Origin of the sequence: Salmonella sp. 32010601201800023SM (assembly GCF_017572235.1) — a bacterium.
Taxonomy (GTDB): domain Bacteria; phylum Pseudomonadota; class Gammaproteobacteria; order Enterobacterales; family Enterobacteriaceae; genus Salmonella; species Salmonella enterica.
The window spans coordinates 188,009-207,957 of the sequence record NZ_JAGEQS010000004.1 but is presented as its reverse complement, the minus strand read 5'-3'; the positions used below and the strand labels follow the sequence as shown (position 1 = coordinate 207,957).

Genomic DNA, 19,949 nt, shown 5'->3' with positions numbered 1-19,949 from the left:
ACTCTTAAATCATGAAGGAGAGCATTTTTTGCTAAAAACGGCCCTCCAGAATAGCGTCAATTTCTGCACATTCCGCCGCTGAAAAACGGCGATTGGCCAGCATTCCCACGGCATCTTCGATTTGCGACGGTTTGCTGGCGCCAATCAGTACCGAGGTAACGTTATCGTTACGCAGCACCCAGGCGAGCGCCATCTGAGACAATTTTTGGCCCCGTCGCGCGGCCAGTTCATTCAACCGGCGAACTTTTTCCAGTTTGTCGGCGGTAATCTGTTCTGGTTTAAGGAAACGGCTTCCGCTCGCCGCGCGGGAATCTTCCGGAATACCATTCAGATAACGGTCAGTGAGCTGCCCGCCCGCCAGCGGCGAGAAGGCAATACTGCCGACGCCTTTTTCCTGCAACAGCGCCAGCAGCCCGTCCTCTACCCAACGCTCAAAAAGCGAATATTTAGGCTGATGAATCAGGCAAGGCGTGCCGAGATCCTCCAGAATATCGATAGCTTGTCTGGCCAGATCGGCAGGATAGTTAGAGATCCCCACGTACAACGCTTTGCCGTGGCGCACAAGGTGATCTAACGCTTTCATCGTCTCTTTAAGCGGCGTTTCGGGATCGGGACGATGGTGATAAAAGATATCGACATACTCCAGCCCCATACGTTTCAGGCTTTGATCGAGGCTGGCGATAAGGTATTTCCGTGAACCCCAGTCGCCATAAGGGCCATCCCACATGGTGTAGCCCGCTTTGGTGGAGATGATCAATTCATCACGCCACGGTAAAAAATCTTCCTGCAGAATGCGGCCAAAATTGCATTCTGCGGAGCCCGGCGGCGGCCCATAATTATTGGCGAGATCAAAGTGGGTAATGCCCAGATCGAACGCGCGTTGCAGCAGCGCCCGGCTATTTTCTACCCGTGTCGCATCGCCGAAGTTGTGCCATAACCCCAGCGAAATGGCGGGAAGTTTGACGCCGCTGCGCCCGCAGCGACGATACTCCATTGTGTGATAACGATTCTCATCGGGCTGATAAATCATGACCTTTCCCCCTGTGGCGTGAATAAATAGTGTATACGGTTACACTCGCCAGGCGGTATCCGGCTTTTACTGTTTGCCGCTGTAAACATTGTTTTCCAGGCTTTCATCCCCGCCGTGCTGGACAGCCATCGGCATTCCTTAATACTCAACATAATGTCAACGTCAGAAGGAAAGCTGTCATGCAAAACCCCTATACCGTGGCCGACTATTTGCTGGACAGACTGGCAGGATGCGGCATTGGCCATCTTTTTGGCGTACCGGGCGATTATAACTTGCAGTTTCTTGACCATGTGATTGACCATCCGACCTTGCGTTGGGTGGGATGCGCCAATGAGCTGAACGCCGCTTATGCCGCGGACGGTTATGCACGCATGTCGGGCGCTGGAGCGCTACTCACCACCTTTGGCGTGGGAGAACTTAGCGCTATTAACGGTATCGCGGGCAGTTACGCGGAATATGTCCCGGTCTTGCATATCGTCGGCGCGCCCTGTAGCGCTGCGCAGCAGCGTGGCGAATTGATGCACCATACCCTCGGCGACGGCGATTTTCGTCATTTTTATCGCATGAGTCAGGCGATATCCGCTGCCAGCGCAATATTGGATGAACAGAACGCCTGCTTCGAGATTGACCGCGTATTGAGTGAAATGCTTGCCGCACGCAGGCCAGGATACATCATGTTGCCCGCCGACGTGGCGAAAAAAACGGCCATCCCGCCTACGCAGGCGCTGGCGTTGCCCGTGCATGAAGCGCAAAGCGGCGTGGAGACGGCCTTTCGTTATCACGCCCGTCAGTGCCTGATGAACAGTCGGCGCATTGCGCTATTGGCCGACTTTCTTGCCGGGCGTTTTGGTTTACGACCACTGTTGCAGCGCTGGATGGCGGAAACGCCCATCGCTCATGCGACACTACTGATGGGGAAGGGGCTTTTTGATGAACAGCACCCGAACTTCGTTGGCACCTATAGCGCTGGCGCCAGCAGCAAAGAAGTGCGTCAGGCCATAGAGGACGCCGATAGGGTTATCTGCGTCGGCACCCGTTTTGTCGATACCCTTACGGCCGGATTTACCCAACAATTACCGGCGGAACGCACGCTGGAGATTCAGCCTTACGCGTCGCGCATCGGCGAAACCTGGTTCAACCTCCCGATGGCGCAGGCGGTGTCTACGCTGCGCGAACTGTGCCTGGAATGCGCTTTTGCGCCGCCGCCGACGCGTTCCGCCGGACAGCCAGTGCGGATTGATAAGGGAGAACTGACCCAGGAAAGCTTCTGGCAAACCTTACAGCAGTATCTCAAACCCGGCGATATTATCCTTGTCGACCAGGGGACCGCCGCCTTTGGCGCTGCCGCGCTGTCGCTTCCTGACGGCGCGGAAGTTGTGGTACAGCCGCTGTGGGGGTCTATCGGCTATTCCTTGCCCGCCGCGTTTGGCGCGCAAACCGCCTGTCCCGATCGGCGGGTGATTCTGATTATCGGCGATGGCGCGGCGCAGCTCACGATTCAGGAGATGGGCTCGATGTTACGCGACGGGCAGGCGCCGGTCATCCTGCTGCTCAACAATGACGGCTATACCGTAGAGCGCGCCATTCACGGCGCGGCCCAGCGGTATAACGACATCGCGAGCTGGAACTGGACGCAGATACCACCGGCGCTAAACGCGGCGCAACAGGCGGAGTGCTGGCGGGTGACGCAGGCTATCCAACTGGCAGAGGTCCTCGAACGTCTGGCGCGCCCACAACGTCTGTCATTTATTGAAGTGATGTTGCCAAAAGCCGATCTGCCGGAATTACTGCGTACCGTGACCCGGGCGCTGGAAGCCCGCAACGGGGGATAATGGCCCCCGCTGCGCCGGATTAGGGTTCGTGACGGTTGGCGGCCAGCAACGGTTTTCCCGCCAGCAATAGCCAGGCGGGGAGCATCACAATGCAGAGCAGCGGCAGCAGATTGGTATCCGGTACGACGACTGCCGCCATAAACAGACTGAGCCAGCCGTCGCGCGTCACTACCAGCACCAAGCCAAGAATCGCGCAGGAGACGGTAATCGCCGCGGGTACGGCCTCAACATGGGCATGGAGCATGAGCCCCAGCGCCGCGCCGATAAACACAGCCGGAAAAATGCGCCCGCCGCGAAAGCCGCTCGCCGCCGCGATGACCAGCGCGGCGAGTTTGACGACGGCTAAGGTAAAATAATCTCCCGCGCCCAACGTCTGGCTAAACGCCATTTGTTGCATTTCGTCCAGGCCTTTAAACAGGGTAAGCGGCCCGCCAATGACGCCCAGAATACCCAGTATAAAACCGCCAATGCCGAGAATCAGGACCGGATTTTTCAGGCGGTGCAGCAACTCATGCAGACGCGGAAGGCACCAGACGGCGACCATCCCGGCGGCAATGGCGATCGCCGCGACGATCGCTCCGCTGGCAATGTCCACCAGCCGCATCTGCGTGTAATGGGCGATGGGTAACGAAAAATGCGGATGAAAGAACAGACTGGTGGTGAGTGACCCCGCCGCTGCCGCCATTAACGGCGCAAACAGGCGATCCCACATGGGAATATCGTTAGAGCCGCTAAGCGTTTGCGAAAAAATCAGCGCTGCGGCGACGGGCGTGCCGAACAGCGCGCCGATGGTACCCGCTGAGGCCAGAATCGTCCAGTCTAACGCCGTAATACGCGGAAACAGGCGGGAGCCGAAAGCCGCCGCCAGCGCGATATTTATTGTCATTATCGGATGCTCTGGCCCCAAACTTACCCCACCAGCAAGGCCGATGATTAAGGCGAGAAGCAGCCCGGGTAGCGCAGATGGCGAGACCGGCATACTGATTAACGGTTCGATGGCCGGATCGGGGCCAGCGTGTTCGGGACTGTAACGGATAATCAAACCCACCACGATCCCGGTTAGCGTGAGCATACCCACTATCCAGAACGGCGAATCATAAGCGATGCCGATGCTGGTGGGCAGTCGTTGCCAAAGAAATTGCTGAAAAACCGACGCGACTTTCATCGCAGCGATTAAAACCAGGCTTGACGCTACGCCAATAATCAGCGCGGGGAGCGACAGCAGCAGCATCGTTCGGGCACGCGGGTGGAACATAATCTCTTCCTTACACGGGGTCGTATACCTATTTTGCACAGCCTGCCCGACGGCATTGCTGCAATTGGTGCTGAAACAAGAAAGTAATTCTGTGATGAAGATCTATATTTATAGGCAGTCAGCCTGATGGCCGTTGTTGTTATGCCCCCATGAATTTACAGTGTGACAAAGACTTATTTTGACTTTAGCGGAGCAGTAGAAGAATGACAAAGTATGCTTTAGTAGGAGATGTAGGCGGCACGAATGCGCGTCTTGCCCTGTGTGATATCGCCAGTGGAGAAATCTCGCAGGCCAAAACGTATTCCGGCCTGGATTATCCCAGTCTTGAGGCCGTGGTGCGCGTTTATCTCGATGAGCATAGCGTCAGCGTGGAAGATGGTTGTATCGCCATAGCCTGCCCGATTACCGGTGACTGGGTAGCGATGACTAACCATACCTGGGCTTTTTCTATTGCGGAAATGAAAAAAAATCTCGGCTTTAGCCATCTGGAAATCATCAACGATTTCACCGCCGTGTCGATGGCGATCCCGATGCTGAAAAAAGAGCATTTAATTCAGTTCGGCGGCGGCGAACCGGTAGACGGCAAACCTATTGCGGTGTATGGCGCGGGAACCGGCTTGGGCGTGGCGCATCTGGTGCATGTGGATAAGCGTTGGATTAGCCTTCCGGGCGAAGGCGGGCATGTCGATTTTGCGCCTAATAGCGAAGAAGAAGCTATGATTCTGGAAATATTGCGCGCCGAAATTGGCCACGTTTCCGCCGAGCGCGTGCTGTCTGGCCCGGGGCTGGTGAATCTTTACCGGGCGATTGTTAAGTCCGACAACCGTCTGCCGGAAAATCTGCGCCCGAAAGATATTACCGAACGCGCCCTGGCGGATAGCTGTATCGATTGTCGCCGCGCGTTGTCGCTCTTTTGCGTCATCATGGGGCGATTTGGCGGCGATCTGGCGTTAACCATGGGGACATTTGGCGGCGTTTATATCGCTGGCGGTATTGTCCCGCGCTTCCTGGAATTTTTTAAAGCGTCCGGCTTCCGTGGTGGCTTTGAAGATAAAGGCCGCTTTAAAGATTATGTACACGGTATTCCGGTCTATCTGATTGTCCATGATAACCCTGGCTTGTTAGGCTCCGGCGCGCATCTGCGCCAGACATTAGGCCATATTCTATAAGTCAGATGGCGGCATAAACGCCTTATCCGGCCTACAATAGTGTGTCATCTGTAGGCCTGATAAGCGCAGCGTCATCAGGCAATTAAACATTCTCTTGTCAGTCTCAAACCGCGTGCCTCACGCGATTTTTTCATTGCCTTTCCTGTGCATGAATGCTTCAACTGACTGAATTATTTCACTTTACTTTTGCTGAGCGAAAGGTCAAACACCAGCGCTTTGAGTCATCATGTCATGGCGGTTAGTCAGGCGAAAACAGGGATTTATTTTACTATACGTATCCGGTTCGCTGCCTTATTTACGGTTTCATCGCGGCAGCTTGCCGGAAAGGATCCTCATTTTCGGGGAAATGTCCCTGAAAAATACCGCAATATGACATGATCGAATACCATTATCATTAATAAGGATTTTGGTTAAAGAGGAAAAACCACAAAATCAAAAGGGGATTATTTGAGATAAGGTTTATTGACAGGAAATTATCGTCGGCTGCGCCACGTTACGTAAATTCAATGATATCAATTTGTTAATAATATGATTTGTTTGATGCTATAACTGACACGCTTAAAAAGTAAGTTTTTACGCTTGTTCCTCTTTTTTGTCGCTAAAAATATTTTCATTAGCCTCTCGACAGGAAGAAAATTTTCAGGCTATTTTCTAAAGGAGCCACCATCGTGGCAGCGTCGCTCGGACGGTCCGGGCGCTAACGTTAATCTGAGGATATTATGGCTGACTTCCGCCCTGAACGTCGCTTTACGCGTATCGATCGCCTTCCGCCCTATGTTTTTAACATCACCGCTGAACTCAAAATGGCTGCGCGTCGGCGCGGCGAAGATATTATTGATTTCAGTATGGGTAATCCTGATGGCGCAACCCCTCCCCACATTGTCGAAAAACTTTGCACCGTCGCGCAGCGTCCGGATACGCACGGTTATTCCACGTCTCGCGGCATACCGCGTTTACGCCGCGCGATTTCTCACTGGTATCAGGAACGTTATGATGTCGATATCGATCCGGAAACCGAAGCGATTGTGACCATCGGTTCCAAAGAGGGACTGGCGCATTTAATGCTGGCGACGCTGGATCATGGCGATACGGTTCTGGTGCCGAACCCCAGTTACCCGATTCATATCTATGGCGCCGTTATCGCCGGGGCGCAGGTGCGTTCGGTTCCATTGGTAGAGGGAGTGGATTTCTTCAACGAGCTGGAGCGCGCTATTCGCGAAAGTTATCCGAAACCGAAAATGATGATTTTGGGTTTTCCGTCTAACCCTACGGCCCAGTGCGTCGAACTGGAATTTTTTGAAAAAGTGGTCGCTCTGGCTAAACGTTATGATGTGCTGGTGGTGCACGATCTGGCGTATGCCGATATCGTGTACGACGGCTGGAAAGCGCCATCCATTATGCAGGTGCCCGGCGCGCGCGACGTGGCGGTTGAATTTTTCACACTGTCGAAAAGCTATAATATGGCGGGCTGGCGTATTGGGTTTATGGTGGGCAATAAAACCCTGGTCAGCGCGCTGGCGCGCATTAAAAGTTATCACGATTATGGCACCTTTACCCCGCTTCAGGTGGCGGCTATCGCCGCTCTGGAAGGCGATCAGCAGTGCGTGCGCGATATCGCCGAGCAGTATAAACGTCGTCGCGATGTGCTGGTGAAGGGGCTGCATGAGGCGGGCTGGATGGTTGAAATGCCGAAAGCCTCAATGTACGTCTGGGCGAAAATCCCGGAGCAATATGCGGCGATGGGATCGCTTGAGTTTGCCAAGAAGCTGCTGAATGAGGCGAAGGTTTGCGTTTCTCCAGGGATAGGCTTTGGTGACTATGGCGACACCCATGTACGCTTTGCATTAATAGAGAATCGCGACCGCATTCGCCAGGCCGTCAGAGGGATTAAAGCGATGTTCCGCGCCGATGGCGTGCTGCCGTCACATCCAAAACCCGTTGAGGCGAGCACGGAGTAGAAAAGCAAACAGGAGCCCCATGGCTCCTGTTTTTCTTTGCATTGTACTTTTAAATCATCAGGGCGAAAGTACCGGCCCAAACGATGACCATAAATGAAATGCCCATAAAGAAATATTTCACGTTTCATCTCTCCGCGTACCTGTCGTACGCCTAAATGAACTTACACTTACCTGATTATAGAGAGTTGATGCCGGACAATACGAAATTGAGAATTATTCGTGTTTCGACCGCCTGCATCACCTCAGAATTCTGCGCGTCATCGCTCCAGACGGCGCTAATGTACGCCTAAAAATGAGGTGAAACAAGAGGCATTTTCTTATTTACTTTTAGTAACTTACAAGTGTCGGGAATCGGCGACAGTTTAATTTCTGACAGTGATGAATCGCTATTGAGCGACGCCGCCGACACAGTAAAAAATCGCCTGTAAACAGGAGACTTATCGCTAAAAGCAGGAATGAGTAATTTACGATATGAATATTATGGCAATGCGAAATGCCAAAATAAAAGGCCTTGCGGCCTTTTTCAGATGTAGAGTGACGCTTCCCCCAACGGGCGAGTCTTGAAACGGCGATGGATCCAGAGATATTGCTCCGGGGCGCGCATGATCTCTTTCTCAATAATTTTATTCATATAGGCAGCGGCTTGATTTTCATCTGCCGGGTAACCTTCCATTTCAGGGGTAATATACAGACGATAACCCGAGTTATCGGATTTCCTTACCATTGTAACGGTCAACATGGCGGCGCCAGACAGCCTGGACAGTACATAGGTGCCGTTGGTGGTGGCGACGTTTTCAACCGCGAAAAATGGCGCAAAGGAGCTGCCTTTAGGGCCGTAGTCCTGGTCGGGAGCAAACCAAACGGCTTCCCCTTTTTTTAGCGCGCCCACAATGCCGCGCAGATTGTTTCTGCCGATCATCGCTTTATTTGAGCGCATACGACCGCGCGTCTGCACCCACTCCATGAGCGGATTGTTATGCGGACGATAGGTCGCCATCATCGGCTGGCAGAGACCCATTACCCGGCCTCCCAATTCCAGCGACATAAAATGCACGCCAACGACCATTACGCCGCGATTTTGCGCCTGCGCACGGGTAAGGTTGTCCAGCCCGTCCACATCAAACCATTTGCGAACCCGGTTATCAGGCCAGAACCAGGCCATGCCCGTTTCAAGCAGCGCCATGCCAAGAGAGTGGAAATTCTCGGCGATCAGTTTTTCCCTTTCTTCCCGGGAGAGGGTCGGAAAACAGAGTTCAATATTTTTCTGGGCGATTGACTCACGTCGCTTCAGGAAGGGGCGCGCCAGTTTACCGGTGCGGGTGCCCAGAAAACGCAAAACCGGGTAGGGAAGCTGCACCAGTAACCAGAGGACGCCAACGCCAAACCACGTCAGCCAGTAGCGCGGGTGCAAAAACGCGCGTGAAAATTTGCTTTGAGGAAACATAAAATACCTTCTGTAGATACGAAAATAATGTATCGCAGAAGAGTCATTATCCGCAGCGGTACACTCTGAAATACGCATCATCCTTCAAGTTGCGTTCGCTTATCCGAAGCACTTACTTGAGTAAGCTCATCAGGGTAACTTGAATGATTTACGTATAGTTAGGCCATCATGTACGACAATGGTTCCCGTAAGGAGTGTAAAACTAAGTCAGTACTAAACCACGAGGGCATGAACGCCAGGCAGGCTAATGTACCACCAGTTATTTACTCGCGCCCAGAAATTCTTTATCAAGAAGCGTAAATATTTCTCCCGTAGCGAAAATAAGCTAATCATTATTTTTAATGCATTGTTTTTACAGTGATAATTTTATTTCAGACGAAGGTCATTGAAAAATGATTAAAAAAATAAAATGTGAGATAAATGTTATGGAAATGACGGGCTGATAAGGTTTATCTTAAAGGAGAAGTGAGAGGGACCGTAAGGCTATATGGAAGCCTTGCCATAGACAGGAGGTATTATAGATGATCTATTTATGGACATTTCTTGCAATAAGTATACTTGCCGTGAGTGGCTATATCGGTCAGGTGATGGGGGCTTTTTCTGCGGTTTCTTCTTTTACGGGAATGGTTATCCTTGCCGCGCTGATTTATTTACTCAATGTATGGTTGCAGGATGGCGATGACATCGTTAGCGGATTATTGCTTTTTCTCGCACCGGCATGTGGGTTAATTATTCGCTTTATGGTGGGATACGGTAAGCGTTAGTCAGTACATACCCTTCATACTTCAAGTTGCTGATGTGTTGGCTACGGATTACTCGGCCCATCGATGGGCCTCGCCCTGACGGCCGTCGCACGCGACGTTCAAATCTGTTCCCGGCAGATTTGTCGTTCACCCCAGTCACATCGTTATCTATGCTCCTGGGGACTCACTCCCTTGCCGCTTTTAAGCAACTCGAATTATTTTGGGTATACACGATGTCAGCGAATAGATAGCGCCGACAATGTCGGCGCTTCTGTTCCCCGGGAAGGCTAATCGTTTATTGCGCGTCCGCAAGCTGCAGTGAGTCCTGATTATGTAACGCATTCTGGCGCTGGCGTTCCAGTTCCAGCGCGCCACGATGGGAGAGGTAACAGAATAGAATACAGCACACGATACCGCCCATCAGAAGATAAAATCCGCCGTACCAGCCAAGTTTATCCACCATTACACCAAACAGGCTGGTGCCCAACGAGGCGCCGAAAATATAGCTCATGAACCCACGTAATCCGACGGCGGAACCTACGGCAAAGCTGGGGACTATCTCCATTGTCTGTACGGACGCGAGGAATTGCGGAACGTAAATCAGACAACCTACAATGGCGGCGAAAATCGTTACCATTAGCAAAGATTCACTTTTCCAGTATCCGATCAGACAGACAAAAATCAGCGCCATGCAAATCATGGCTAACGGCATTCTGCGGCCCTTAAACAGTTTATCTGACAGCCAGCCTGCCAGTAGCGTGGAGGGAATCGCCGCCCACTCGAAAAAGAGAAACGCGACGCTCATCTGTTCTTTTGAAAAGTGTTTTACTGTCAACAGATAGATAGGCAACCAGCTAATCATGCCAAACCGCACCATATAGACGAAGACATCGACCAGCGAAATATACCAGGCATTTTTATTGCGCAGCACATAAGTACAGAAGATTTGCCATGCGCTCATATTTTCCGGCGCTTTTGCCGTATTCTTCGTTTTCAGTATGACTTTTTCTTCCGGCATCATCTGTTCCAGGGAGGGAAGACCTTCTTCGCGCGGCGAACCTTTTCCCAAGACCAGAACAATTAAGGCAAAAATGACGGCGACGCAGGCCGGAACGATATAACTGGCGCTTTGCCAGTGTTCGTTGCCCAATATCGCAAAAGCCGCACCGACGATAGGCGCGACGATCCCGCCGCCAACGTTATGCGAGATATTCCAGAAGGCGCCTACGCGTCCGCGTTCCCGACGAGGGAACCAGTTTGCAATAGTAATAAACGAGGGGCCGACGCCCATGCCCTGAAAAAGGCCATTGAAGACCACCAGAGCGGCAAATATCCAGAATGCGCTACTGAATCCCAGCCCAACGTTAACAATCGCGCAGAGTACCAGACCGCACGCCATGAAGACTTTTGGGCTGGCTTTATCTGCCAGACTGCTCATTACGCCTTTACTGATTCCGTAAGCAATAAGCATACAGCTACTCAGTAGGCCGATTTGCGTAGCGCTGAGATCCAATTGCTCTTTTAAATAAGGCGTCGATAATGTGAAATTGTTTCTGACTATATAGTAAGCGAGATATCCCAGAAATACGCTTAACAATGCCTGTATACGATATCGACCATACGTAGTCTGGACTTTTTCCGGTGGAACTTTATGCGCCGATTGCCCTGTTTTTAATATTGTTAACATGGAGTCACCTGTATTTTATAGTGAGATGAACATCAGGAGGTTTTGTCGGTAGAGTGAAAGGAGTGACAATAAAATTCAAGTCGAAGAAATGTGTCAAAATTGACTCAATTGGGTGAATTTAAAGGTTATTTTTGACCCATCCTGAAGGGTGTGGTGAAACTTTAATTATTGGCATGGCCGTTTTATCGTTAGCATGTGCGGATATTAACAAATTTGCTGCCAGTGATCTGATACGCTTTACTGATGTTTTCGGGCGACGGACCCGTTATTATTCAAATAACGTTGTTCTGGATGCCAACAGAAATAAAAGGGTAAGTTTTGTCTCAATATTTTCTTTATGTGATATCGATATTTATGAACGGGATCACAAATCGACTTTTCTCATGCTGTAGTCGTTTCGCCAGAGTGGGCGCTTTTACGCTATGGCTGGCGGGAATGTTCGGTTCTTGCCAGGCGTACAGCCGCGAGCTGGTGATGGCAACGACCTTTTCACCCAGCGCGACCGCCTGGATTATCCAGCGCTGGCAGACGGAGCCGGGTTCCGTCATGATTCGTACGCTCAACCGTACCAGCGGTTCTTTAGAGCAATTACTTGATACGGCGAATGCGGAAAATGTCGATCTGATCCTGACGTCATCCCCCATGCTGTTGCAACACCTTCAGGAGCACCAAAAGCTGGCGCTATTGGATAGCGCGCCTGCCGCCAGCCAGAAGCTGGTGCCGCGTTCTATCCGCTCAACTTCAGTGGCGGTAGCGGTATCCGGATTTGGGCTATTGATCAATCGTTCAGCGCTCGCTGCGCGCCATCTTCCGCCGCCTGCCGACTGGCAGGATATGGGCCTGCCCAGTTACCAGGGCGCTCTATTAATGAGCAGTCCGTCACGCTCAGACACCAATCATTTGATGGTGGAGTCGCTGTTGCAGCAAAAAGGCTGGACGGCAGGGTGGGCGACGCTGCTGGCAATCTCGGGTAATCTGGTCACGATTTCCTCTCGCAGTTTCGGCGTAGCGGATAAAATCAAAAGCGGGCTTGGCGTTGCCGGGCCGGTCATTGATAACTATGCTAATTTGCTACTTAACGATCCTAATCTTGCTTTTACCTATTTCCCGTATTCTGCGGTGTCGCCCACTTACGTCGCGGTGTTGAAAAACAGCCGTCATGCAGACGAAGCGCGTGCTTTTATTCATTACTTATTAAGTCCGAAAGGGCAAAGGATACTGGCTGACGCGAATACCGGTAAGTATCCCGTCGCACCGCTTAGCGCCGATAATCCTCGCGCCGCGCAACAACAGCGTTTGATGGCCCAGCCGCCGTTGAACTATCGTCTGATCCTGAAGCGTCAGCAACTGGTACAACGCATGTTTGATACCGCGATCAGTTTTCGTCTCGCGCAGCTTAAAGATGCATGGCGAGCGTTGCACAGCGCAGAAACGCGGCTTAAACGCCCCTTACCTGAAATCAGAGCCTTATTGACCAGCGTCCCGGTGGATGCGGCAAGCAGCGAAGATGAAACCTGGCTGGCGCAGTTTGATAATAAAAGCTTTGCCGAACAAAAAATGATGGAGTGGCAGATCTGGTTTCTGAACAATCAGCGGCTGGCGATTCACAAACTGGAAGAGCTGAAATGAAGGGGAGATTATTGCAACGGCTTCGTCAGCTCAGTATCAGCAACAGTTTACGGGGTGCATTTTTAACGGGCGCATTACTGACGCTGATTGTCAGTATGGTCAGCCTTTATTCCTGGCATGAGCAAAGTTCGCAGGTTCGCTATTCGCTTGATGAATATTTTCCTCGCATCCACTCCGCTTTTTTAATTGAGGGGAACCTGAATCTGGCCGTGGATCAACTCAATGAATTTTTGTTGGCGCCGAACACGACGGTACGTTTGCAGTTACGTACGCAGATTATTCAGCATCTGGATAAAATTGAGCGTCTCAGTCAGGGGCTTCAGCTTGCTGAGCGCCGGCAACTGGCCGTCATTTTACAGGATAGCCGGACCTTGCTGGCGGAGCTGGACAACGCCCTCTACAACATGTTTTTGGTGCGGGAGAAAGTCAGCGAGCTTTCCGCTCGCATCGACTGGCTCCATGATGATTTCACCACGGAGCTAAATTCGCTGGTACAGGATTTTACCTGGCAGCAAGGGACGCTGCTCGATCAAATTGAGGCGAATCAGGGCGATGCAGCGCAGTATTTGCAACGTTCGCGCGAGGTGCAGAACGAGCAGCAGCAGGTATATACCCTGGCGCGAATTGAAAATCAGATTGTTGATGACCTGCGCGACAGATTGAATGAGCTCAAGTCCGGCAATAATGACGGGATGCTGGTGGAGACCCATATTCGCTATCTGGAAAACCTAAAAAAAACGGCGGATGAGAATATTCGTGCGCTGGATGACTGGCCCAGTACGATCACGCTACGGCAAACCATCGACGAACTATTGGAAATCGGGATGGTAAAAAATAAGATGCCCGATACCATGCGCGATTATGTTGCGGCGCAAAAAGCCTTACTGGACGCCAGCCGCGCCAGAGAGGCTACGCTAGGGCGCTTTCGCACGCTGCTTGAGGCGCAGTTAGGTAGTAGTCACCAGCAAATGCAGACGTTCAATCAACGCCTGGAACAGATTGTTCGCGTTAGCGGCGGGCTTATTTTAGTGGCGACGCTCCTGGCGTTGCTGCTGGCTTGGGGACTCAACCACTATTTTATCCGTTCCCGGCTGGTAAAGCGTTTTACCGCGCTTAATCAGGCTGTGGTACAGATAGGGCTGGGGAGAACCGACTCGACTATCCCGGTTTACGGGCGCGATGAGCTAGGACGGATAGCCCGTTTGCTACGTCATACGCTGGGCCAGCTCAATATGCAACGCAGGCAGCTTGAACAAGAGGTCGCCGAGCGCAAAGAGATAGAAGCCGACCTGCGCGCCATGCAGGATGAGTTGATTCAGACGGCGAAACTGGCGGTAGTCGGCCAGACCATGACCACGCTGGCGCATGAAATTAACCAGCCGCTGAATGCGCTTTCAATGTATTTATTTACGGCGGGACGCGCGATTGAACAAGGTCAGAGCGGACAGGCGAGAAATACGCTCACCAAAGCGGAAGGGCTCATTAACCGGATTGACGCCATTATCCGTTCGCTGCGGCAGTTTACCCGCCGGGCGGAGCTGGAAACGCCATTGTATCCCGTTGATCTGCGCCAAACCTTCGTGGCGGCATGGGAGTTATTAGCCATGCGCCACCAATCCCGGCAGGGAGCGCTTTCACTGCCAACCGACACCGTATGGGTTAGCGGCGATGAAGTGCGTATTCAGCAGGTTCTGGTGAATGTGCTGGCGAATGCGCTTGACGCCTGTTCGCATGATGCGGCGATCGCGGTGACGTGGCAGACGCAGGGAGAGGTGCTGGAGGTTTATATTGCAGATAACGGCCCTGGCTGGCCTGTGGCGCTGTTGCCCTCTTTACTCAAGCCGTTTACCACCAGTAAAGCTGTCGGGTTGGGTATTGGGCTGTCGATTAGCGTGTCGCTGATGGCACAAATGAAGGGCGACCTGCGTCTGGCGTCGACGCTGACGCGTAACGCTTGCGTGGTGCTGCAATTCTCGGTAACGGATGTCGATGATGTTGAATGATGAATGTTCTATTTTGCTGATTGATGATGACGTTGATGTACTTGACGCCTATACCCAAATGCTTGAGCAGGCAGGCTACCGCGTGCGTGGCTTTACCCATCCTTTCGAGGCCAAAGAGTGGGTAAAAGCGGATTGGGAGGGGATCGTTTTGAGCGATGTGTGTATGCCGGGGTGTTCCGGTATCGATCTTATGACGCTGTTTCATCAGGATGACGATCAACTGCCAATCTTATTGATTACCGGACATGGCGATGTACCGATGGCGGTTGATGCGGTGAAAAAGGGCGCCTGGGATTTTCTGCAAAAACCCGTCGATCCGGGCAAGCTGTTGATATTAATTGAAGACGCGCTACGCCAGCGCCGGTCGGTCATTGCACGGCGGCAATATTGCCAGCAGACGTTACAGGTTGAACTGATTGGGCGCAGCGAGTGGATGAATCAGTTTCGACAACGGTTACAACAACTGGCGGAAACGGACATTGCCGTATGGTTTTACGGTGAGCATGGCACTGGACGTATGACTGGCGCCCGTTATCTCCATCAACTGGGGCGTAACGCGAAAGGGCCGTTTGTACGCTATGAACTTACGCCGGAGAATGCCGGGCAGTTGGAGACATTCATCGACCAGGCACAAGGAGGTACGCTGGTGTTGAGCCATCCCGAATATCTGACACGCGAACAGCAGCACCATCTGGCGCGTTTACAAAGCCTGGAGCATCGGCCTTTTCGTTTGGTGGGCGTTGGCAGCGCTTCGCTGGTGGAGCAGGCGGCAGCTAACCAGATTGCGGCCGAGCTTTACTACTGTTTCGCCATGACCCAAATCGCCTGCCAGTCTCTTTCTCAGCGACCGGATGATATCGAGCCGTTATTTCGCCATTATCTTCGAAAAGCCTGCCTGCGGCTCAATCATCCAGTGCCGGAAATAGCGGGGGAATTACTGAAAGGAATAATGCGACGCGCCTGGCCAAGCAATGTGCGCGAACTGGCTAATGCGGCGGAGCTTTTCGCTGTTGGCGTGCTGCCGCTGGCGGAAACGGTCAACCCGCAGTTGCTTCTGCAGGAGCCGACCCCGCTTGACCGGCGCGTTGAAGAGTATGAGCGACAAATTATTACCGAAGCATTAAACATTCATCAGGGACGAATTAATGAAGTGGCGGAGTACCTGCAAATTCCCCGTAAAAAACTTTATCTGCGCATGAAAAAATATGGTCTAAGTAAAGAGCATTATAAATTCTGATATTACAGTTACTTTCAATCTGGCTGACAACAACAGCAACGATGTCGTTAGCCAGATAACGTCACATCACCGTAATGGTAAATCATTCCATCATGATTATAGATTGCTTATTATTCACCTGAGCATCAAATTCTATTTCTTAACTTCAATATAAGGTAAAAATGCGTCAAGTTCTCTGGCGTAATAAATGTACTCTTGTCCGACGATTTGACAAGATGAAAACTTCATCACCTCTCCAGATTACATCTGAATATGAGGACAAGAGAAATGAAAAAACATGCTATTGCAGTAATGATGATCGCCGTATTTTCTGAGTCGGTTTATGCGGAGTCTACCTTATTTATTCCGGACGTCTCTCCTGATAGCGTCACGACATCCCTTTCCGTGGGAGTGTTAAATGGTAAATCCAGGGAGCTGGTTTATGATACCGACACCGGGCGGAAGATTAGTCAACTGGACTGGAAAATAAAAAATGTCGCCACGTTGCAGGGGGATTTATCATGGGAACCCTATTCGTTCATGACGCTGGACGCCCGCGGCTGGACATCTTTGGCGTCGGGATCGGGTCATATGGTTGACCATGACTGGATGAGCAGTGAGCAGCCTGGCTGGACCGATCGTTCAATTCATCCGGACACCAGCGCCAACTATGCTAATGAATACGATTTGAATGTGAAAGGTTGGTTATTGCAGGGCGATAACTACAAGGCGGGCGTGACAGCGGGCTATCAGGAAACCCGTTTTAGCTGGACGGCAAGAGGCGGGTCTTATATTTATGATAATGGTCGGTATATTGGTAACTTTCCTCATGGCGTGCGCGGTATAGGTTATAGCCAGCGTTTCGAAATGCCCTATATCGGGCTGGCGGGTGATTATCGTATTAATGACTTTGAGTGTAATGTACTGTTTAAATACAGCGACTGGGTAAATGCGCATGATAATGACGAACACTACATGCGCAAACTTACCTTCCGTGAAAAAACGGAAAATTCACGATATTATGGCGCTTCTATTGACGCCGGATATTATATTACCAGTAATGCAAAAATCTTTGCTGAGTTCGCTTACAGTAAATATGAAGAAGGTAAGGGCGGTACGCAAATCATAGATAAAACCAGCGGTGATACGGCGTATTTCGGTGGCGATGCCGCAGGTATAGCTAATAATAACTATACGGTTACCGCGGGGTTGCAGTACCGCTTCTAGACCACATCAGCATGTCATCGGTCATAACCGGCCGATGACGACTTTTTGCTGAACGTGTGGCATGTCCGGTGATATTGCATAGGGGCAATATAAAGCAACATGAAAGGGGAACCGCTCGAAAGACTATGCAGCAAGAAGAGAATTCCCTGGGTATCAATGGTGTCCCCTGCAGACGCCTAATGAATGTCGTAAGTGCAGGGGATTTATGATGAATTACAGGATTGAAGAATTTTATGCCCGCATTTATGCCCACAAAGGCAATTCATGATGCATTTTGGAGATGGGAGAAGTGGCTGCGTTTCCAGTTTTGGTAGTCGGCATAAACCCATCTGGATGCGCTACCGATTTTGTGAGGGACAGGCAACCGGCCTTTCTTAATTTCTGAGTAAATGAAGGTCTTGCCCATGCCAGAATCCTCCATCATGAACTTCAAGTCAACAAGCGAGTCATCGCGTAATTCGCGCATAGGTTTTATCTCCGGTTTGGGAATCGAACTTGGAGGGAAGGGATATCTTGAGAAATGCACAGGCCTCATCGAGTGTGAGGCTGTGTGATTCCATAGTTACTTTCCTAATACTGAAGCGAGAAGAGCAATCTCTACAAGAAGCTCAATAAATCCAAAAATTGCTATACCTGCGTAAACCGCGCCATCAATATCCCCGCGGCGACAAAGATAGGTGGCACTGATCACAAGAATCATCATTCACTCCATAAAACAAAACCCGCCGTAGCGGGTTCATATGAAAAAAATCCCCGCGAGTGCGAGGTTTGTTATTCATTGCCGATATTCACCTTTATTGCGAAAACTTCCACGGGTTCACTGCCGAAATGCGGGTGCGTGATTTGTTTAATCTCATACCCACGGTACTTACACTCTATTCTCCTGCTCTTATCGTCCCGTTTAGGGTAACCCTTCGTTATAATCAAACGGTCGAATTCACGACCAACAAGGCGCGCCCACCAATAATCATTTACCAGGCGATACTCTTCCGTTTTCTCCCCGCGAATCATGGCATCGAAGTATTCACCTTTAACGGCAAGTTGCAGGTTAGCCACGGTTAACCTCCTGCGGCGGCTCTGGTAGCGGCATCCAGTGGCTTACACCGATAATTTCCATACCCTCCCAATAGTCAAAGAACCCATCATCGTCGTATGTAGCAACGAACATCCCCTGACCAAGACATTTTCCGGTAAAAATTGCGATGGGTTTAGATTCATCATTATCTGGCATTCGCTCACTACAGCTTATCCAACTACCCGGACTTACCGGAGAGTTGCCATTCACATCGAAATTTGGCTTTGCGTCCTGAACCAGAAGGATATAGCCATTCTTTGCTGTGTACAGTTCTGATACCTCGGTGACAGTACCGAAATAGCGATGACCAGCATCAAAATCGCAGGTACTGACGTCTACCGATACTTCCATGCCTTCGATTAATTCTGGCAACTCGTAAGTTTGGCTTACAGGTTCAGCACCATGAAGCATGGCGTCGCTCCGCTCTATGCCATCCAGCGCGATTCGCAGTGCCTGAATTGTGGTAGAGCTATCGTTTGGGGCTATTCCATATCGCTCGAATACAGCGATATGACCGCGCATAATCTCAGGCGTAAGCTCTTTGTAAGCGTAAGCAAGAGACTCTGATGCATTATCCGGCACAACCGACGCAGGCGCGGCAGCATAAACAGGAATAACGTCCGCTTGCTCTTTATTGCTTTCATCCGTTAAAGCCCAGAATAATTTCCCGGCCGGATGTTTGAAAATATAAGCAACTGGTTCTGCACTATCAGCTTCGCGCAGCTTCTGTAGCTCTGCTGCCATCGCTCTCACGACTTCAACTGGTGCCCTTGCAGCAAACTCCATGTTGGTGATCAGCTCATTAAGATATTTCTCGCTGGGATACCGTTTCTTATCGGTTATAGTGGTCATATCACTCTCCTTTACCCGCTGCTTTCGTCTGTTCTTTAGCAAGCCGCTCCGCTTCTCTGAAATCCCAATCCACTCGATGTGCTATATCAATTGCAGAACGCACGGTCCGTTCAATTAGCGTGTCCAGATTATCAATTGTCATTGCCATATCTGGATTGCGAGATAAAATCTCCGCCCTCTGAATCTGCCAGTTGTTGCAGGTTTCAAGTAATGAGTTAGCCATATCACTTTCCTTTTCCCTGAAGCAGGGCAGCGCGGAAGGCGTTCCAGCCGTCGACATAGTCGTAAGTATTATTGCTGTCCGGCTCTATTTCCTCCGGCACTACCGGCACTGGCGGGGCGGTGTATAGCGGAATAACCGCATCACCCATTGGTTCTGATAAACAGGTAAGGTGAATCTCACCCATATTAGCGTAAGCAAGCGTTTCCTCTGCTGCGTAAAGAACAGGCTCGGCGGTAAGCGAGCCAGTGCGATACGCGCCAGTTCGCGCAGGTTTTCGCTATACGGTGACGTGTTATCACGACTGATTACGTGGTTCGCTGTATCAATTAAAATCTGTTTTTGCTGCTCTCTGGTAATAGTGGTCATGGGTTAGTCCTATGGCGTCCAGTAAGTGAGTTCTTCGGCAACATGCCAGTTGGCGTCAGCCTGGTCCTCAAATGGCGGGTCTGTTTTGAGGTGTTCTTCAACTGTGATTGCGGCATTCTCCCGACAGAATGCTTTCCACGCTTTACGGCCACCTTTCCAGCTTTGCCCCTGATGCCATCCCAAAGCCTTTGTTTCGGTACGCCATGCACGATTAGCTAACTGCATTTGTGTCTTAGCCAT

The 19,949-nt window shown here is 51.1% G+C and carries 20 protein-coding genes; 8 read left to right on the top strand and 12 right to left on the bottom strand.

Going from position 1 to position 19,949, the window contains the following annotated elements; genetic code table 11:
* Positions 1-31 precede the first annotated feature (31 nt).
* A complete protein-coding gene (gene mgrA, locus J4617_RS14305; protein ID WP_001581436.1) occupies positions 32-1,030 on the bottom strand; it encodes an L-glyceraldehyde 3-phosphate reductase in 999 nt (332 codons plus the stop codon).
* A gap of 179 nt (positions 1,031-1,209) precedes the next feature.
* On the opposite strand from mgrA, the gene J4617_RS14300 reads away from it, so the two are divergent.
* Positions 1,210-2,862: an alpha-keto acid decarboxylase family protein gene (locus tag J4617_RS14300; RefSeq protein WP_017465503.1), complete on the top strand. Its 1,653-nt coding sequence runs from the start codon at positions 1,210-1,212 to the stop codon at positions 2,860-2,862.
* 19 nt (positions 2,863-2,881) lie between these two features.
* On the opposite strand, the gene J4617_RS14295 is transcribed toward J4617_RS14300, so the two are convergent.
* Positions 2,882-4,117, bottom strand: a complete 1,236-nt coding sequence (locus tag J4617_RS14295) for an ion channel protein (protein ID WP_017465504.1) — start codon at positions 4,115-4,117, stop codon at positions 2,882-2,884.
* A 203-nt stretch (positions 4,118-4,320) separates the two neighbouring features.
* Between J4617_RS14295 and glk the strand changes: the two genes are divergently transcribed.
* Both glk and alaC read left to right on the top strand, forming a co-directional pair.
* Positions 4,321-5,286 carry a glucokinase gene (gene glk / locus J4617_RS14290; RefSeq protein ID WP_000170380.1) on the top strand — a complete coding sequence of 322 codons (966 nt, stop codon included), beginning with the start codon at positions 4,321-4,323 and terminating at the stop codon, positions 5,284-5,286.
* 719 nt (positions 5,287-6,005) lie between these two features.
* Complete coding sequence (gene alaC, locus J4617_RS14285; RefSeq protein WP_000763118.1) at positions 6,006-7,244, top strand: alanine transaminase; 1,239 nt, start codon at positions 6,006-6,008, stop codon at positions 7,242-7,244.
* Between the two features lie 49 nt (positions 7,245-7,293).
* Here the strand turns inward: alaC and ypdK are convergent, their stop codons facing one another.
* Both ypdK and lpxP read right to left on the bottom strand, forming a co-directional pair.
* Positions 7,294-7,365, bottom strand: coding sequence for a membrane protein YpdK (gene ypdK, locus J4617_RS14280; RefSeq protein WP_010723117.1), 72 nt, complete (start codon positions 7,363-7,365; stop codon positions 7,294-7,296).
* 402 nt (positions 7,366-7,767) lie between these two features.
* Positions 7,768-8,688, bottom strand: a complete 921-nt coding sequence (lpxP, locus tag J4617_RS14275) for a kdo(2)-lipid IV(A) palmitoleoyltransferase (protein WP_000484428.1) — start codon at positions 8,686-8,688, stop codon at positions 7,768-7,770.
* A 521-nt stretch (positions 8,689-9,209) separates the two neighbouring features.
* Here lpxP and J4617_RS14270 point away from each other — a divergent pair.
* Positions 9,210-9,452, top strand: coding sequence for a YfdY family protein (locus tag J4617_RS14270; RefSeq protein WP_000639889.1), 243 nt, complete (start codon positions 9,210-9,212; stop codon positions 9,450-9,452).
* 274 nt (positions 9,453-9,726) lie between these two features.
* On the opposite strand, the gene pgtP is transcribed toward J4617_RS14270, so the two are convergent.
* Positions 9,727-11,118, bottom strand: coding sequence for a phosphoglycerate transporter PgtP (gene pgtP, locus J4617_RS14265; protein ID WP_017465505.1), 1,392 nt, complete (start codon positions 11,116-11,118; stop codon positions 9,727-9,729).
* 435 nt (positions 11,119-11,553) lie between these two features.
* Between pgtP and pgtC the strand changes: the two genes are divergently transcribed.
* From pgtC to pgtE, 4 genes are all read left to right on the top strand, one after another.
* Complete coding sequence (gene pgtC, locus J4617_RS14260) at positions 11,554-12,747, top strand: phosphoglycerate transport regulator PgtC (protein WP_000467983.1); 1,194 nt, start codon at positions 11,554-11,556, stop codon at positions 12,745-12,747.
* On the top strand, positions 12,744-14,750 hold the full coding sequence (gene pgtB / locus J4617_RS14255; protein WP_000678495.1) for a two-component system sensor histidine kinase PgtB: 2,007 nt from the start codon (positions 12,744-12,746) through the stop codon (positions 14,748-14,750). Before pgtC ends, pgtB begins: the two co-directional genes overlap by 4 nt.
* Positions 14,740-15,987 carry a two-component system response regulator PgtA gene (gene pgtA / locus J4617_RS14250; RefSeq protein ID WP_000930843.1) on the top strand — a complete coding sequence of 416 codons (1,248 nt, stop codon included), beginning with the start codon at positions 14,740-14,742 and terminating at the stop codon, positions 15,985-15,987. Before pgtB ends, pgtA begins: the two co-directional genes overlap by 11 nt.
* Positions 15,988-16,254: 267 nt before the next feature.
* Entirely contained in the window at positions 16,255-17,193 is a 939-nt protein-coding gene (gene pgtE, locus J4617_RS14245) for an omptin family outer membrane protease PgtE (RefSeq protein WP_000716009.1), read from the top strand.
* Positions 17,194-17,455: 262 nt separating this feature from the next.
* On the opposite strand, the gene J4617_RS14240 is transcribed toward pgtE, so the two are convergent.
* The 7 genes from J4617_RS14240 to J4617_RS14205 all read right to left on the bottom strand — a co-directional run bounded on the left by J4617_RS14240 (position 17,456) and on the right by J4617_RS14205 (position 19,949).
* On the bottom strand, positions 17,456-17,659 hold the full coding sequence (locus tag J4617_RS14240; protein WP_053253392.1) for a histidine kinase: 204 nt from the start codon (positions 17,657-17,659) through the stop codon (positions 17,456-17,458).
* A 96-nt stretch (positions 17,660-17,755) separates the two neighbouring features.
* Positions 17,756-17,896: a hypothetical protein gene (locus J4617_RS14235; protein WP_155675089.1), complete on the bottom strand. Its 141-nt coding sequence runs from the start codon at positions 17,894-17,896 to the stop codon at positions 17,756-17,758.
* Positions 17,897-17,964: 68 nt separating this feature from the next.
* Entirely contained in the window at positions 17,965-18,249 is a 285-nt protein-coding gene (locus tag J4617_RS14230) for an ASCH domain-containing protein (protein ID WP_001749536.1), read from the bottom strand.
* Complete coding sequence (locus J4617_RS23040) at positions 18,242-19,120, bottom strand: DUF551 domain-containing protein (protein ID WP_001749537.1); 879 nt, start codon at positions 19,118-19,120, stop codon at positions 18,242-18,244. The genes J4617_RS14230 and J4617_RS23040 overlap by 8 nt, the downstream gene beginning before the upstream one ends.
* A 1-nt stretch (position 19,121) precedes the next feature.
* Complete coding sequence (locus J4617_RS14215; RefSeq protein ID WP_001749538.1) at positions 19,122-19,343, bottom strand: hypothetical protein; 222 nt, start codon at positions 19,341-19,343, stop codon at positions 19,122-19,124.
* A 1-nt stretch (position 19,344) separates the two neighbouring features.
* Positions 19,345-19,491 (bottom strand): hypothetical protein, encoded by a 147-nt coding sequence (locus J4617_RS23035; RefSeq protein ID WP_233005581.1) that lies wholly within the window; start codon positions 19,489-19,491, stop codon positions 19,345-19,347.
* Positions 19,492-19,718: 227 nt separating this feature from the next.
* Positions 19,719-19,949, bottom strand: coding sequence for a hypothetical protein (locus tag J4617_RS14205; RefSeq protein ID WP_001749540.1), 231 nt, complete (start codon positions 19,947-19,949; stop codon positions 19,719-19,721).